The sequence below is a fragment of the Amycolatopsis rifamycinica genome, assembly GCF_000695625.1.
GTDB lineage: Bacteria > Actinomycetota > Actinomycetes > Mycobacteriales > Pseudonocardiaceae > Amycolatopsis > Amycolatopsis rifamycinica.
Genome location: NZ_JMQI01000079.1, coordinates 334,914 through 348,727, shown reverse-complemented (window position 1 = coordinate 348,727; position 13,814 = coordinate 334,914). Strand labels below are relative to the sequence as shown.

Here is a 13,814-nt window from a genome sequence, read left to right as displayed (position 1 = left end):
CGAGCCGGTCGAGCCGTTCCTCACCCCCGCCATGCTCGACGGCCTCGACGTCTTCTGGCGCACGCGGGCCTGGTCGGACATGACGGCCCTGCCGGCGGACCGCCGCGCGAAGGTCCTGCCGTACATCGCCGACTGGGCGGCGGGCGGCGCGGACGCGTCCGGGGTGGACGTCTACCGCGGCTTCGCGCAGATCGACGTGATGAGCGTGGCGGCCCTGCGCGCGACCTCGGCGTTCGACGTCGTGCTGTCCCCGACCTGCCCGGTCGCGGCGCCGCCTGCGGAGTGGGCGTCCCCGACCAACGACCCGGCCCGGCCGTTCGAGCACATCGGGTTCACCGTGCCGTACAACATGTCCGGCCAGCCCGCGGTGTCGCTGAACTGCGGCTACACCGACGACGGACGGCCGATCGGCCTCCAGATCGCCGGGCGCCGCTTCGACGACCTCGGCGTCCTCCGGGTCGCGGCGGCGTACGAGCGGCTCCGGCCGCCGCAGCGACCCTGGCCGATCGGGTAGGGAAGGAGTTCCGGGCCTTCGGCGAAGCAGGGGTGAAGCTGTCGCCGACGGGAAGGAACCCCATGACAGAGGCAGCCCCATGACGGCGGCCCCGGTGCTGGGCACCGAGCAGTTCACCGAGGTGCACGACCGCCATTTCGGGGCGATCTACCGGTACGTCGCCGGTCGCCTCGGCGCCCAGGCCGCGGAGGACGTGGCCGCCGAGACGTTCCTCGTCGCCTTCGACCGCCGGAAGACGTTCGACCCGAGCCGCGGCGACCTCCGGGCGTGGCTGTTCGGCATCGCGACGAACCTGGTCTCCCGGCACCGCCGCAAGGAGGCCCGCCACTACCGCGCCCTCTCGCGGCTCGACCCGCGCGAGACCGCCGAAGGGCACGAAAACCGCGTTGTCGATGCGGTCTCGGCCGCGCGGGTGGGCGCGGCGCTGGCCCGTCTCTCCGCCGGTGAACGCGATGTCCTGCTGCTCGTCGCGCTCGGCGACCTCGGGTACGCGGAAGTCGCCGAGGCGCTCGGCATCTCGCCGGGCACCGTCGGCTCCCGGCTGAACCGCGCCCGCAAGAAGCTCAACCCCGTGCTTTCCCAGGAGGCTTCCGATGAATGACCTGCAGACCCTCCGAGCCGCGCTTTCGCCCCACGAAGTCCCGCAGGACGTCGTCGACCGCAGCCGGCACCGGCTGCAGAACCACATGCTCACGGGACCACGCCGCCGCGTGCGTCCGCTGGCGCTCGGCGCCGGGTTCGTGGCCGCCGCGGCCGCGGCCGCCGTCGTGGTGGCGACCCTGCCCGGTGCCCCGGCTCCCGCGCCGCAGCCGCAGCCACAGGCCGAGGCGCCGGTCGTCACCGGCACGCAGGTCCTGCTGGCGGCGGCCACGGTGGCCGAGCGCTCCCCGGCGGGCACCGGCAAGTACTGGCACGTGAAGACGGCCGACACCAAGGGCGGTTACGAGCACTGGTTCTCCGCCGACGGCCACCTGTGGTTCCGCGGTGCGAAGAGCGGTGGCCGGGTCATGCCGCTCGGGGTGCACCCGTTGCAGCTGGCGGCCACCGACGTGACCTTCGAGCAGCTCCGGACGCTGCCCACCGACCCGGCGGCGCTGCGGGACTGGCTCGTGAACGCGATCGCGCACAGCGGCGCCCGGACGAGCGCGGGCCCGTTCACCGCGGCGGACCGGGAACGGGAGCTGCTGCTGTCGCTGGTCTCCCTGGTGTCGACCCTCCCCGCCCCGCCGCCGGTGCGAGCGGCGGCCTTCCGGTCGATCGCGGCGTACCCCGGCGTCCAGGACCTCGGCCCCGTCCCGGGCGGCCGCGGTTTCCGGTTGCCCGGTGACTACCGCCTGGTGGTCGACCCGGCGACCGGCCGCATCAACCGCACGTCGATGTACGTCTCCACGGACGGCGGGATCTACGTGGTCGCCGACCCGCAGGGCGCCCAGGTCAGTTCCGGGTGGACGGACTCGCTGCCGGAGTGAACCGCCCCGGTGGCCGGGCCTGCCGCCCGGCCACCGGGGTTCAGCTCTTGACGGCCTCGGCCAGCGCCAGCACCCGCCGTGCGTTCTCGACGTGCAGGTTCTCGATCATCCGGCCGTCCACCGTCACCACGCCGCGGCCTTCCTTCTGCGCTTCCTCGAAGGCCTCGATGATCCGGCGCGACCGGTCGATCTCCTCTTCGGACGGCGCGAAGATCCGGTTGCACGGCTCGACCTGCGCCGGGTGGATCAGCGTCTTGCCGTCGAAGCCGTACTGACGGCCCTGCTCGCACTCGGCTTCGAACCCCTCGAGGTCCTTCACGTCGTTGTAGACGCCGTCGAGGATCACCTTGCCGGTCGCCCGGGCGGCCAGCAGGCACAGCGAAAGCCCGCCGAGCAGCGGGCCGCGGCCCGGCACGAACTCCGCGTGCAGTTCCTTGGCCAGGTCGTTCGTGCCCATCACCAGCACGGTGAGCCGCTCGGACGCCGCCGCGATCTCCTCGGCGTGCAGCATCGCGACCGGCGTCTCGACCATCGCCCAGATCTTCGTGTGGTCCGGCGCCCCGCCGAGCTCCAGCGCCCGCTCGATGTTGTGCACCTCGGCCGCCGAGTTCACCTTCGGGACGACCACCGCGGCCGGGCCGGCGGCCGCGGCCGCGCGCAGGTCGGCGTCGTGCCACTCGGTGTCGAGGCCGTTGACCCGGATGGTGACTTCGCGGGAACCGTAGTTCCCGACCGCGGCGCAGACCCGGTCGCGGGCGGCTTCCTTCGCGTCGGGGGAGACGGCGTCCTCGAGGTCGAGGATCAGCGCGTCCGCCGGGATCGTCTTGGCCTTCTCCAGCGCGCGCTCGTTCGCGCCGGGCATGTAGAGGACGGAACGCCTCGGCTTCAGCTCGGTCATCCGAGGGCCTCCTTGGTGGCCGCGTCGTAGGCCGCGGCGAGTTCGGGGTCGTCCGCCGCGAGGGCATCCGCCAGTTCGGCGACCACGCGGCACTGCTTCACCGACGCGTCGTCCTGCATCTTCCCGTCGATCATCACCGCGCCGGTGCCGTCGCCCATCTCGGCGATCACCCGGCGCGCCCAGGCCACATCGGACGGCGAAGGCGAGAACACCTTCTTCGCGATGTCGATCTGCACCGGGTGCAGGCTCCACGCGCCGACGCAGCCGAGCAGGAACGCGTTGCGGAACTGGTCCTCACAGGCCACGACGTCGCGGATGTCCCCGAACGGTCCGTAGTACGGCAGGATCCCGTGCATCGCGCAGGCGTCCACCATCCGGGCGACGGTGTAGTGCCAGAGGTCCTGCTGGTACGTCGTCCGGCCCGCGTTCAGGTCGTCGCCGACCGGGTCCGTCCGAACCAGGTAGCCGGGGTGCCCGCCGCCGACGCGGGTCGTCTTCATCCGGCGGCTCGCGGCCAGGTCGGCCGGTCCGAGCGAGATGCCCTGCATGCGCGGGCTCGCGCCGGCGATCTCCTCCACATTGGCCACGCCGCTCGCCGTCTCGAGGATGGCGTGCACCAGCAACGGCTTCGTGAGGCCGGCGCGCGCCTCGAGCTGGGCCAGCAGGCGGTCGACGTAGTGGATGTCCTGCGCGCCCTCGACCTTCGGCACCATGATGACGTCGAGCTTGTCGCCGATCTCGGTGACCAGCGTGATCAGGTCGTCGAGCACCCACGGCGAGTCCAGGCTGTTGACGCGCGTCCACAGCTGCGTCTTCCCGAAGTCGTTCGCCTTGGCGATCGCGACCAGCCCGGCGCGCGCGGCCTCCTTGCGGTCGGCGCGCACGGCGTCCTCGAGGTTGCCGAGCAGGACGTCGACCTTCTTGGCGATGTCCGGCACCTTCGCCGCCATCTTCTCGTTGCCGGGGTCGAAGAAGTGGATCATCCGGGACGGCGTCACCGGGATTTCCCGCACGGGCGCGGGCGCGCCCAGGGCGAGCGGGGCGAAGAAGTCCTTCGGGGAGCGCATCGGTCCTCCACGGCGGCGGCTAAGTGACTGGTGGGTAACTTTAGTCCCGGGCGCGCGGGACCGCTGCGGTGCAAGTCACCGCCAGGGGCGTGACGGCGGACAACCGCAGCTCAGCGGCCCGCGTCCACTGTGGAGCCGGCCCTGGTTGCGCCGATCGGGTTAGCCGGAGGTGGTTTGGCCGGTTCTGCCCCGGGTAATCGTCCGTTGCCGGTCCGTAATGCCACTCACCCCGCGGTCACTCGGTTGGCCGCACCGTTCGACCGAAGTCCGATGACCGCCTACCGACCGGTCATCGACCGCTGGCCGCCGCCGATCGCAGCCACTCGCACTACCCGGCGACGCCGCGCCGCCGCGCTGTTAGACAAGTGAAGGGCCGGTTTCCCCCGGTCACGAAGCGGTGCAGGTTAGAAGGAGGCGGACTCGTGGCGGCTACACCTCAGAACACCGAGCGCTCGACGGTCGCCGGTGGCGCGCAGCGCAGCCGGTCGATGCCGAGCCGCGTGGTGCCGCCGATCGAGCTCCCCGCGAGCGTCGACGAGCTCGCCCGCGCCGCCGCCGCCCAGCTGGGCTGGAACGGCATCGTCCTCCCCGAGACCACGATCCTGGGCCGCAAGGTCTGCGTGGTCGCCAAGCTCCGCACCGACGTGCACGCCGAACGCATCGCGATGGGTGCCGGCCCGGTGGCCGACCGCGCCACCGTCGACACCTGGACCTGGCCGGAGCTGGCCGGAACCGCCCCCGCCCCGGCCGCCGAAATCGTCGGCGTCCTGGCCGTCGCGCGCCACTGGCGCACCGCGATGGCCTCTGCGGTTCCGTTCGCCCGCTACGGCGAGGCCGCGATGGTCCTCCCGTCCCCGGCCGTGCTGACCGAGGACTACGTCGGCAACTGCCTGCCGCGCGCCCGCGCGTACGGCCTCGCCGTCGTGACCGCCGACCCGAACGCGGTCGTCGACCTCGACCTCGAGGGCCGCACCGAGCGGGTCGTGCTGGCCGAGGACCCGGTCTCCCGGCTGGTCAACGAGCTGGTCTACGACCACCTGCTCCGCACCGCCGAGGTCCCCGCGTCGCTCGACTGACGCTCCTGATCGGCCCCGGGATAGGGTCGGCTCATGCGAGTCGTCATTGCAGGTGGACACGGTCAGATCGCGCTGCGGCTCGAGCGGCTGCTCGCCGCGCGCGGTGACGAAGCGGTCGGAATCATCCGGAATCCCGCCCACGCGGCGGACCTCGAAGCCGCCGGCGCCCAAGCCGTCGTGCTCGACCTGGAGAACTCCGATGTGGACGCCGTCGCCGAAGTCCTGAAGGGCGCCGACGCCGCGGTGTTCTCCGCCGGCGCGGGCCCGGGCAGCGGCACCGCCCGCAAGGACACTGTGGACCGTGGCGCCGCGGCGCTGTTCGCCGAGGCGGCCGAGCGCGCGGGCGTCCGCCGGCACGTCCAGGTGGGCTCGATGGGCGCCGACAACCCGGACAACCCCGACGTCAGCGAGGAATTCCGGTACTACCTGCGCGCCAAGCGCGCGGCGGAGGACGACCTCAAGGCGCGCGACCTCGACTGGACGATCCTCCGGCCCGGGCAGCTCACCGACGACCCGGGCACCGGCCTGGTCCTGCTGGCCGAGAAGACCGGCCGCGGCCCGGTGCCGCGCGACGACGTCGCCGCCGTCCTCGTCGGCCTGCTCGAGACGCCCGCTTCGATCCGCCGCACCCTGGAGCTGATCTCCGGTGAGGCCGCCATCGGTGAGGCGATCTCAGCGCTGTGATCACCCAGGCATCCAGAGAAATCGCCGTTTTCAGCGGCAGCGCCCACCCCGAGCTGGCCGAAGAGATCTGCGCGCACCTCGGCGTGCCGCTGCGGCCGGTCGAGATCCAGCGGTTCGCCAACGACTGCCTCGAGGTGCAGCTGCAGGCCAACTGCCGCGAGCGGGACGTCTTCATCATCCAGCCGCTGGTCAAGCCGGTGCAGGAGCACCTGGTCGAGCTGCTGCTGATGCTCGACGCGGCCCGCGGCGCGTCGGCGTCCCGCATCACCGCCGTCATGCCGCACTACTCGTACGCGCGCTCGGACAAGAAGGACGCGCCGCGCATCTCCATCGGCGGCCGGCTGGTCGCCGACCTCCTGGTGACGGCGGGCGCGAGCCGCGTGCTCGCGATGACCCTGCACTCGCCGCAGGTGCACGGCTTCTTCAGCGTCCCGGTGGATCACCTGCACGCGTTGCAGGAGCTGGCCAAGCACTTCCGCCAGTACGACCTTTCGCGCACCACCGTCGTCTCGCCCGACCTGGGCAACGCGAAGGAGGCGTCGCACTTCGCGCGGCTCCTCGGCGTCCAGGTCGCGGCCGGGGCGAAGGAACGCTTCCCCGACGACCGCGTCCAGATCACCTCGGTGATCGGCGAGATCACCGGCCGGGACGTCATCGTGCTCGACGACGAGATCGCCAAGGGCAGCACGGTGCTCGAACTGCTGGACAGGCTGGCCGAGCTGGAACCACGCTCGATCCGCGTCGCCTGCACGCACGGGCTGTTCGCGGCGAAGGCCATCGAGCGCATCGGCAGCCGGCCGGAGGTGCTGGAGATCGTCTGCACCAACACGGTCCCGGTGCCCGAAGAAGAGCGCACCGAGAAGCTGAAGATCCTGTCGATCGCGCCGGCGATGGCCGAGGCGATCCGCCGGATCCACAACGGCGAATCGGTGTCGGCGCTCTTCTAGGCCGGGCCCAGCACCCGGTCGAGGTAGGTGTTGGCGAAGATGCCGTCCGGGTCGGTTTCCTTGCGGACGCGCAGGAAGTCGTCGAAGTGCGGGTAGCGCGAGCGGAGGACGTCGGCGTCGAGGTCGTGCATCTTGCCCCAGTGCGGGCGGCCGCCGACCGCGCCGGCGATCTTCTCGAACGCGCTGAAGTACTCGCGGTACGGCATGCCGGTGAACTGGTGGATGGCGATGTAGGCGGAGTCGCGGCCCTGCGCGGTCGACAGCCAGATGTCGTCGGCCGCGGCGACCCGCACCTCGACCGGGAACATCACCGGGTTCTTCAGGGTGGGCACTACCGCGCGTAGCTCGGCGAGCACGTCCAGCACTGATTCACGTGGAACAGCGTATTCCGTTTCGGTGAAGCGGACGTTGCGCGCGGTGACGAAGACGCGGTGGGAGACGTCGCTGTACTCCCGCGCGCTCAAGGCCTTGGAGGCGAAGCTGCCGAGCGACGGCACGAGTCGCGGCATCAGCCGTCCGGCCCGGCAGAGCCCGCCGAAGGCGACGTTCTCCATGATCCGGTAGTCGACGAACTCGCGGACCTTGCTCAGCGGTTCGGCCGTCTCGCCTCGGTTGTTGCGCTTGACCAGCGCATTCTTGCCGTAGGGGAACCAGTAGAACTCGAAGTGCTCGTTCTCGTCGGCGAAGTCGTGGAAGCCCTCGAGGACCTGTTCCAGCGGCTCGGGCCGTTCCTGCGCACGCAGGACGAAGGACGGCTCGCACTTGAGCGTCACCGTGGTGATCACGCCGAGCGCGCCGAGCCCGACGCGCGCGGCGGCGAAGAGGTCGGGTCGCTCATCGGCCGAGCAGGTGACGATCGAGCCGTCGGCGAGGACGAGTTCGAGCGCGACCACCTGGGTGGCGAGGCCGCCGAGCTTCGCGCCGGTGCCGTGGGTGCCGGTGGAAATCGCGCCGGCGATGGTCTGCGCGTCGATGTCCCCGAGGTTGGTCATGGCCAGCCCGAGCGCGTCGAGGGCGGCGTTGAGTTCCCGGAGCGTGGTGCCCGAGCGAACGGTGACGTGCCCGGTCGTCAGGTCGGCGCGTTCGACACCGGTCCAGTGCCGCAGGTCGAGCGCATCGGAGTCGGCGGCGGCGATGGCGGTGAAGGAGTGCCCGCTGCCCCAGGGGCGTACGGTGCGGCCGGCCGAGGCGATGCGCTGCAGCGTCGCCGCGATCTCCGCCGTGGTGCGCGGCCGGTGAACGTGCTGCGGAGAGGCGGAGGCCGTGCCCGCCCAGTTGGTCCACCGGGTCATGCGCGCACCCCTTCGTCCGTGAGTGCCCGGAACAGTAAGTGAATAGTATTCGCGTTTCAAGCCTTCGTGTCGTACTTTAGACCTTGTGACCAGTGCGACGGTGTACGACTTGGCGACCAAGGACCTCGATCCCCCCTTGGCCGTGGTCGACTTGGCGGCGTTCGACGCGAACGCGGCCGACCTCCGCCGCCGCGCCGGGGGCAAGCCGATCCGCGTCGTCAGCAAGTCGGTCCGCTGCCGCGCCCTCCTGGAGCGGGTGCTGACGATGCCGGGCTTCGAGGGCCTGATGTGCTACTCGCTGGCGGAAGCGGTCTGGCACGCGGAGCAGGGCACGACCGATGACATCGTCGTCGCCTACCCGACGGCCGACCACGAAGCCCTCCGCCGCCTGGCCGCGTCGGAGAAAGCCCGCACGGCGATCGCGATCATGGTGGACTCGCCGGCACACCTGGACCTGGTCGACGCGGCCCTCGGCCACGGCCACCCGGAAATCCGGGTCTGCCTGGAGCTGGACGCGTCGTGGCGCCCGCTTCCGGGAGTCCACGTCGGCACGCGCCGGTCCCCGATCTTCACCCCGAAGCACGCCTCGACGTTCGCCCAGCAGGTGCTGGCCCGCCCGGGCTTCCGCGTGGTGGGCGTGATGGCGTACGAAGGCCAGATAGCCGGCCTCGGCGACGCATCAGGCCCCCGCCTGAGCCGCGCAGCGGTGGGCTGGATGCAACGCCGCTCGGCGGCCGAGCTGGCCCGCCGCCGCGGCGAAGCGGTCCGAGCGGTCCAGGCGGTGACCTCGCTGGAGTTCGTCAACGGAGGCGGAACGGGCAGCCTGGAATCAACGGGCGCCGACGCGGTGGTAACGGAAATAGCGGCAGGCTCGGGCCTGATCGGCCCAACGCTTTTCGACGGCTACACCCGCTTCAAGCCCCGCCCGGCAGCGTTGTTCGCGTTGCCGGTGGTCCGCCGCCCAACCCGCAACATCGCAACGCTCTTTTCGGGCGGCTACATCGCTTCGGGTCCAACGGGTCCCTCCCGCCAGCCGAAGCCGTATCTGCCAAAGGGCTTGAAGTTCCTGGGCTTCGAGGGAGCGGGCGAAGTCCAGACGCCGGTGACGGGCCGAGCGGCCCGAACCCTGAACCTGGGCGACCGGGTCTGGCTACGCCACGCGAAGGCGGGCGAGCTGGCGGAGCGGTTCACGCACTACCACCTGATCCTGGGCGACCGGGTGGAGCGAACCGTCCCGACTTACCGGGGCGAGCACCAGAACTTCGGCTGACCTAACGGACGAAATCGACCTTCTCCAGCGGGCCCGTGAACGACCCGTAGAAGGGATGGGCCAGTTCGCCTCGGCAGGAAGCGAGCAGGAAGTCGCAAAAATTCCCGTCGAACAGCCAGCAGTAGTCTTCCTGCTCGCCGATCACGACCCGCCAGTCATCGGGATGCCCTTCGGTGAGCCAGTAGCACTGCTCCCGGCTGGTGTTGTTCCCCCAGCACAGCAACCCGCCGGGCGCCGGGTAGACGGGGTAAACGTGCATTTCCGGGAACTCCGCGGTGAGCTCGCGCAAGGAACGCGTCCGCACCTGCGCGTCGAGCAGCAGGTTCCTCTGCGCGTCGGAGCAGGACGGGTGACAGACCCGGAGGTATTCGTTGATGAACAGGGCTGGATAAGCGTCGGCAAAGGCTTTGTAGTCAGCCGGAAGGCCGACACCGAGCTGCCGCTCGACGGCCGCCCAGTCGACGGGAAGCGGATCGACGTCCGGATGGCCGAGCACCTTCGCCAACTCGGTGACCGCTGCTCCCACGTGTTCCCCCGTCTCACGCATCACCGCCGCACCGGACCGGTGGCGGGTGTCTCCGGGGAGGTTATCGGTCCCCACCGACATTTCGGCTCAAGCTGGGCCGGATCGATGGCGCCACCCGAACGCGGACGTTCCGGCTGCGGCTCGAGGCCCCGCGCCGGGGCAGCCTTCGCCGACCGCACAACGCGCGCTTGGGGGTGGTGGCTTCGCACATCGGCACTTGCGGGCCCGAGCGCGCGGACGCGAGCAAGATGGCGGCCGGGGCGCAAGTCGCGGTCACAGCGCGCCCTGCGGCCGGGCGCAAGTCGCGGCCCCGGAGCGCACCTCGGCCGCCACGCGCGCGCCCGCCCTCCCTGGGGGAACCCCCACTTCCAGTCTATCGGCGCCCACCGACAACCCGGCTCCGAACAGTCGAGTTGTCCACAGCTGTGCATACCTGTGGACAACTTCTGCGGACAGCTAGGACCGCTCCCCGAACCGAGCCGCCAGATACCCCTTCACCACGTACTTCGCCTCAGCCACGATCCTCTCGTCCCCGCTCGGCTCCCGCCGGAACGCCAGCTTCATCAACGCATCAGCCACCTCGTTCGCGATCGTGATCGCGAACCGCAGGTCCTCGACCGGCCGGTCCACCTGCGTTGCCACCAGGTCCGTCAGCGAATCGACGATCACCGCGTTGTTGTCGCGCGTCTCGTCCAGCAACTGGCGGTCGATGATGTCGCCGAAGTGGACCTTCGAGAACCCGGGCACCGTGCGGTGCATCTCCAGGTAGATGTCGAGGATCGAATCCACGACGTCCCACCAGTGCTCCGGGCCGAGCTGCTTCAGCCGCTCGTTCACCGCGCCCACGAAACGATCCAGGTTCCGGGCGGTGAGCGCTTGGACGACCGCTCGCTTGTCGGGGAAGAACTGGTACAGCGAACCCACGGCGACGCCCGCTCGCTTGGCGATCAGCGTCGTCGTCAGCGCGTCGTAACCGAGCTCGTCTATCAACGCCGCGCTCGCGTCGAGCATCTGCTCGACCCTCTTCGCGCTTCGCTGCTGGACCGGTTGGCGGCGTAAGGGGGTGGCTTCTGCCGGCACCTTCGCGGCCTGGATGTCGGACACGGCGCTCCTCCTCGTCTGATCTGGGACTTTATCGTGCCGACGGGCTTCCCCACGGACGAGTGAAGACCTAGTATATGAGAACTTTTCATGTTCACCCGTACGGGTGCCCTGACGAAGGGGTCAGCAGCCGGTGCAGAACCCGATCTTCCCGCCCGACTTCCTCTGGGGTGTTTCGACATCGGCGTTCCAGATCGAGGGCGCTACCAGCGAAGGTGGGCGCGGACCGTCCATCTGGGACACGTTCACCGCGACCGAAGGCAAGATCGCCCGCGGTGAACAAGCCAACGTAGCCGCCGACCACTACCACCGCTACCCCGAAGACATCGCGCTGATGGCGAAACTCGGCGTCGGGGCCTACCGGATGTCCGTTGCCTGGCCGCGCATCCAGCCCGAGGGCAACGGCGCGCCCAACCCCGAAGGCCTCGGTTTCTACGACAAGCTCATCGACGCCGTCTGCGAGGCCGGCATCGCTCCCGCCGTCACGCTCTACCACTGGGACACCCCGCAGGCCGTCGAAGACGAGGGCGGCTGGCTCTCCCGGGCGACCGCTGAGCGCTTCGCCGAATACGCCCAAATCCTCGGGGACCGCTTCGCCGATCGGGTGAAACTGTGGATTCCGCTCAACGAGCCCATGGTCATGTCCATCTTCGGCTACGGCATCGGCGAGTACGCGCCCGGCAAGGTCCTGCTGCTGGACGCCATCCCGACCGCGCACCACCAGAACCTCGCGCACGGCCTCGCCGTCCAGGCCCTGCGCGCGGCCGGGGCCACGAACATCGGCACGGCCAACAACCACTCGCCCATCTGGCCCGCCGACGACGACGCGCAGGACGCCGCGGAATACCTGGACGCCCTGCTCAACCGGCTCTACGCCGACCCCATGCTGGTCGGCACCTACCCCGAACAGCTGCACCAGCACCTGCCCGCCGGGTTCGCCGACGACCTGTCCACCATCGCGCAGCCGCTCGACTTCTACGGCATCAACTACTACGAACCGCAGGGGGTCGCGATGCCCGGCCCGGGCAACCCGCTGCCCTTCGAGCTGCGCGACATCGAGGGTTACCCGATGACGAGCAACGGCTCGCCGATCGTCCCGCACGCCCTGCGCGAACTGCTGCTCGGCTTCCACCACCGCTACCGCGAACAGCTGCCGCCGATCCAGATCACCGAGAACGGCTGCAGCTTCGCCGACGAAGTCGCCGAGGACGGCGGTGTCCACGACCCCGAACGCATCGACTTCCTGCACAGCCACCTCGTCGCGCTGCGCGAGGCGATGGACGCCGGCGTCGACGTCCGCGGCTACTTCTGCTGGTCCCTGATGGACAATTTCGAGTGGTCCAAGGGTTACGCGCCGCGCTTCGGCCTGGTGCACGTCGACTACGAGACCCTGCGGCGCACGCCGAAGGACTCGTTCCACTGGTACCGGAAGCTGGTGCGGAATGAGTGAAACGACCCGAGCGGTCCCGGAAGCGCTCGCCGAACCCGTCGTGCGGGTGCGGCCCGGCTGGATGAGCCTGCTGTTCTTCGCGAACATCGCGCTCTGGCTGGGCGTCTACGCGCCGATCCAGGTGCTGCTGCCCCAGCAGGCCGAGCTGCTCGACCAGGTGAACAAGGAGTTCGTGCTCGGACTGGTGATGGGCGTCGGCGCGGTCGTGGCGCTGGTCGTCAACCCGGCCGTCGGGCTGTTGTCGGACCGGACGACCTCGCGGTTCGGCCGCCGCCACCCGTGGACGGTCGCCGGCGCGGCTGTGGCCGCCGTCGGGCTGCTCGTGCTGGCGTTCGCGCCGGACGTCGCGCTGATGATCACCGGCTGGTGCCTCGTCCAGGCCGGGCTCAACGGCATGCTCGCGACACTGATGTCCGCCATCGCCGACCGCGTCCCGGTCGGGCAGCGCGCGCAGGTCGGCGGGCTCGTCGGGATCGCGCAGATGCTCGGCACCGTGCTGGGCGCGGTCGTGGTCGTCGTCATGCTCGGCATCGCCGGGCTGCCGCTCGCCTACGCGGCCTGCGCCGGGATCGTCCTGGCCGGCGCCGCGTTCTTCGTCCTCCGGACGCCGGACGCGCGCCTGCCGGTCGAGTTCCGGCCGTCGTCCCAGGCCGGCGAGGTCCTCCGCAACCTGTGGGTCTCGCCGCGGCGGTTCCCCGACTTCGCGTGGGCGTGGTCGTGCCACTTCATGATCAACCTGGGCAACGCGTTCGGGACGCTGTACCTGCTGTTCTTCCTGAAGGACGCGGTGCACTACCCGGACCCGGACACCGGGCTGCTCATCATGATGGCGCTCTACGGCGTCGCGCTCGTGATCGGCGCGCTGCTCGCGGGCCACTTCTCCGACAGGTCCGGACGGCGCAAGCCGTACGTCCTGGTGGCCTCCGGAGTGATGGCGCTGGCCGCTTTGCTGCTCGTCGTCTGGCAGAGCTGGCCGGTCGCGCTCGCGGCGTCCCCGCTGCTCGGCGTCGGGTTCGGCGCGTACATGGCTGTCGCGCTGGCGATGCTGACGCAGGTGCTGCCGACGGCGCAGGACCGCGCCAAGGACCTGGGCGTCATCAACATCGCGAACTCGCTGCCGCAGGTGGTCGCACCGCTGGTGACGCCGCTGGTGCTCGCTTACCTCGGCGGCTATTCGGGGCTCTTCGCGGCTTCGGCGATCGCGACGCTGCTGGCCGCGGTGCTCGTGCTGCGCGTGAAGGCGGTTCGCTAGACGTTGGAACCGCGGGCCGGTGCCGGTCGGGGGAGGGGAGTGCAACGGCACCGGCCCGCGGAATTCGGGGGCCGCCCAAGGCGGGTCACGAGCGCGATCACCTGCATGATCACTGCTGCGTGTGTTGATCAATCTAGCGGGGGATTACGGCCTGGGCTAGGGCTAACGCGTATTTTTTTCGATTAATCGCGGTGGGGACCGGGTGGTGGCCGAGGACTGGTTCGCGCTGCTCGGGGGTGCGGGCGAAACAGTCCTCGGCCCGGGCGAG

The 13,814-nt window shown here is 70.5% G+C and carries 14 protein-coding genes; 9 read left to right on the top strand and 5 right to left on the bottom strand.

Annotated features, from left to right (window positions below):
• The 3 genes from DV20_RS40095 to DV20_RS40085 all read left to right on the top strand — a co-directional run.
• Window positions 1-514 (top strand): amidase family protein (locus tag DV20_RS40095; RefSeq protein ID WP_043788804.1); only part of this gene is annotated, 514 nt, incomplete at its 5' end.
• A 79-nt stretch (window positions 515-593) separates the two neighbouring features.
• The gene (locus DV20_RS40090; protein ID WP_043788802.1) at window positions 594-1,115 is read left to right on the top strand and encodes an RNA polymerase sigma factor; all 522 of its coding nucleotides are present in this window, start codon (window positions 594-596) and stop codon (window positions 1,113-1,115) included.
• Window positions 1,108-1,983 carry a CU044_5270 family protein gene (locus DV20_RS40085; RefSeq protein WP_043788801.1) on the top strand — a complete coding sequence of 292 codons (876 nt, stop codon included), beginning with the start codon at window positions 1,108-1,110 and terminating at the stop codon, window positions 1,981-1,983. The genes DV20_RS40090 and DV20_RS40085 overlap by 8 nt, the downstream gene beginning before the upstream one ends.
• A 40-nt stretch (window positions 1,984-2,023) precedes the next feature.
• On the opposite strand, the gene DV20_RS40080 is transcribed toward DV20_RS40085, so the two are convergent.
• Entirely contained in the window at window positions 2,024-2,881 is an 858-nt protein-coding gene (locus DV20_RS40080; protein WP_043788800.1) for an HpcH/HpaI aldolase/citrate lyase family protein, read from the bottom strand.
• Window positions 2,878-3,948 (bottom strand): HpcH/HpaI aldolase/citrate lyase family protein, encoded by a 1,071-nt coding sequence (locus DV20_RS40075; protein ID WP_043788798.1) that lies wholly within the window; start codon window positions 3,946-3,948, stop codon window positions 2,878-2,880. Before DV20_RS40075 ends, DV20_RS40080 begins: the two co-directional genes overlap by 4 nt.
• 422 nt (window positions 3,949-4,370) lie before the next feature.
• Here DV20_RS40075 and DV20_RS40070 point away from each other — a divergent pair, with 422 nt between their 5' ends.
• From DV20_RS40070 to DV20_RS40060, 3 genes are read left to right on the top strand one after another with little or no spacing between them, the layout of a single operon-like run.
• Window positions 4,371-5,024 carry a hypothetical protein gene (locus DV20_RS40070; protein WP_043788797.1) on the top strand — a complete coding sequence of 218 codons (654 nt, stop codon included), beginning with the start codon at window positions 4,371-4,373 and terminating at the stop codon, window positions 5,022-5,024.
• A gap of 33 nt (window positions 5,025-5,057) precedes the next feature.
• Window positions 5,058-5,708 carry an SDR family oxidoreductase gene (locus DV20_RS40065; RefSeq protein WP_043788796.1) on the top strand — a complete coding sequence of 217 codons (651 nt, stop codon included), beginning with the start codon at window positions 5,058-5,060 and terminating at the stop codon, window positions 5,706-5,708.
• Window positions 5,705-6,655, top strand: a complete 951-nt coding sequence (locus tag DV20_RS40060; protein WP_043788794.1) for a ribose-phosphate diphosphokinase — start codon at window positions 5,705-5,707, stop codon at window positions 6,653-6,655. The genes DV20_RS40065 and DV20_RS40060 overlap by 4 nt, the downstream gene beginning before the upstream one ends.
• Here the strand turns inward: DV20_RS40060 and DV20_RS40055 are convergent.
• Window positions 6,652-7,947: a D-arabinono-1,4-lactone oxidase gene (locus DV20_RS40055; RefSeq protein ID WP_043788793.1), complete on the bottom strand. Its 1,296-nt coding sequence runs from the start codon at window positions 7,945-7,947 to the stop codon at window positions 6,652-6,654. The genes DV20_RS40060 and DV20_RS40055 overlap by 4 nt on opposite strands.
• A gap of 85 nt (window positions 7,948-8,032) precedes the next feature.
• On the opposite strand from DV20_RS40055, the gene DV20_RS40050 reads away from it, so the two are divergent.
• On the top strand, window positions 8,033-9,217 hold the full coding sequence (locus DV20_RS40050; RefSeq protein ID WP_043788792.1) for an amino acid deaminase/aldolase: 1,185 nt from the start codon (window positions 8,033-8,035) through the stop codon (window positions 9,215-9,217).
• A 1-nt stretch (window position 9,218) separates the two neighbouring features.
• On the opposite strand, the gene DV20_RS40045 is transcribed toward DV20_RS40050, so the two are convergent.
• Window positions 9,219-9,743, bottom strand: coding sequence for an SMI1/KNR4 family protein (locus DV20_RS40045; protein WP_160169777.1), 525 nt, complete (start codon window positions 9,741-9,743; stop codon window positions 9,219-9,221).
• 456 nt (window positions 9,744-10,199) lie between these two features.
• Window positions 10,200-10,847, bottom strand: a complete 648-nt coding sequence (locus DV20_RS40040) for a TetR/AcrR family transcriptional regulator (RefSeq protein ID WP_043788789.1) — start codon at window positions 10,845-10,847, stop codon at window positions 10,200-10,202.
• Window positions 10,848-10,977: 130 nt separating this feature from the next.
• Here DV20_RS40040 and DV20_RS40035 point away from each other — a divergent pair, with 130 nt between their 5' ends.
• Both DV20_RS40035 and DV20_RS40030 read left to right on the top strand, forming a co-directional pair.
• Window positions 10,978-12,294 carry a GH1 family beta-glucosidase gene (locus tag DV20_RS40035; RefSeq protein WP_043788787.1) on the top strand — a complete coding sequence of 439 codons (1,317 nt, stop codon included), beginning with the start codon at window positions 10,978-10,980 and terminating at the stop codon, window positions 12,292-12,294.
• Entirely contained in the window at window positions 12,287-13,546 is a 1,260-nt protein-coding gene (locus DV20_RS40030; RefSeq protein ID WP_043788785.1) for an MFS transporter, read from the top strand. The genes DV20_RS40035 and DV20_RS40030 overlap by 8 nt, the downstream gene beginning before the upstream one ends.
• Window positions 13,547-13,814 lie beyond the last annotated feature (268 nt).

Coding starts and splice junctions, on each gene's coding strand:
- DV20_RS40090 (WP_043788802.1), top strand. CDS start 594: ATGACGGCGGCCCCGGTGCTGGGCACCGAGCAGTTCACCGAGGTGCAC.
- DV20_RS40085 (WP_043788801.1), top strand. CDS start 1,108: ATGAATGACCTGCAGACCCTCCGAGCCGCGCTTTCGCCCCACGAAGTC.
- DV20_RS40080 (WP_043788800.1), bottom strand. CDS start 2,881: ATGACCGAGCTGAAGCCGAGGCGTTCCGTCCTCTACATGCCCGGCGCG.
- DV20_RS40075 (WP_043788798.1), bottom strand. CDS start 3,948: ATGCGCTCCCCGAAGGACTTCTTCGCCCCGCTCGCCCTGGGCGCGCCC.
- DV20_RS40065 (WP_043788796.1), top strand. CDS start 5,058: ATGCGAGTCGTCATTGCAGGTGGACACGGTCAGATCGCGCTGCGGCTC.
- DV20_RS40055 (WP_043788793.1), bottom strand. CDS start 7,947: ATGACCCGGTGGACCAACTGGGCGGGCACGGCCTCCGCCTCTCCGCAG.
- DV20_RS40030 (WP_043788785.1), top strand. CDS start 12,287: ATGAGTGAAACGACCCGAGCGGTCCCGGAAGCGCTCGCCGAACCCGTC.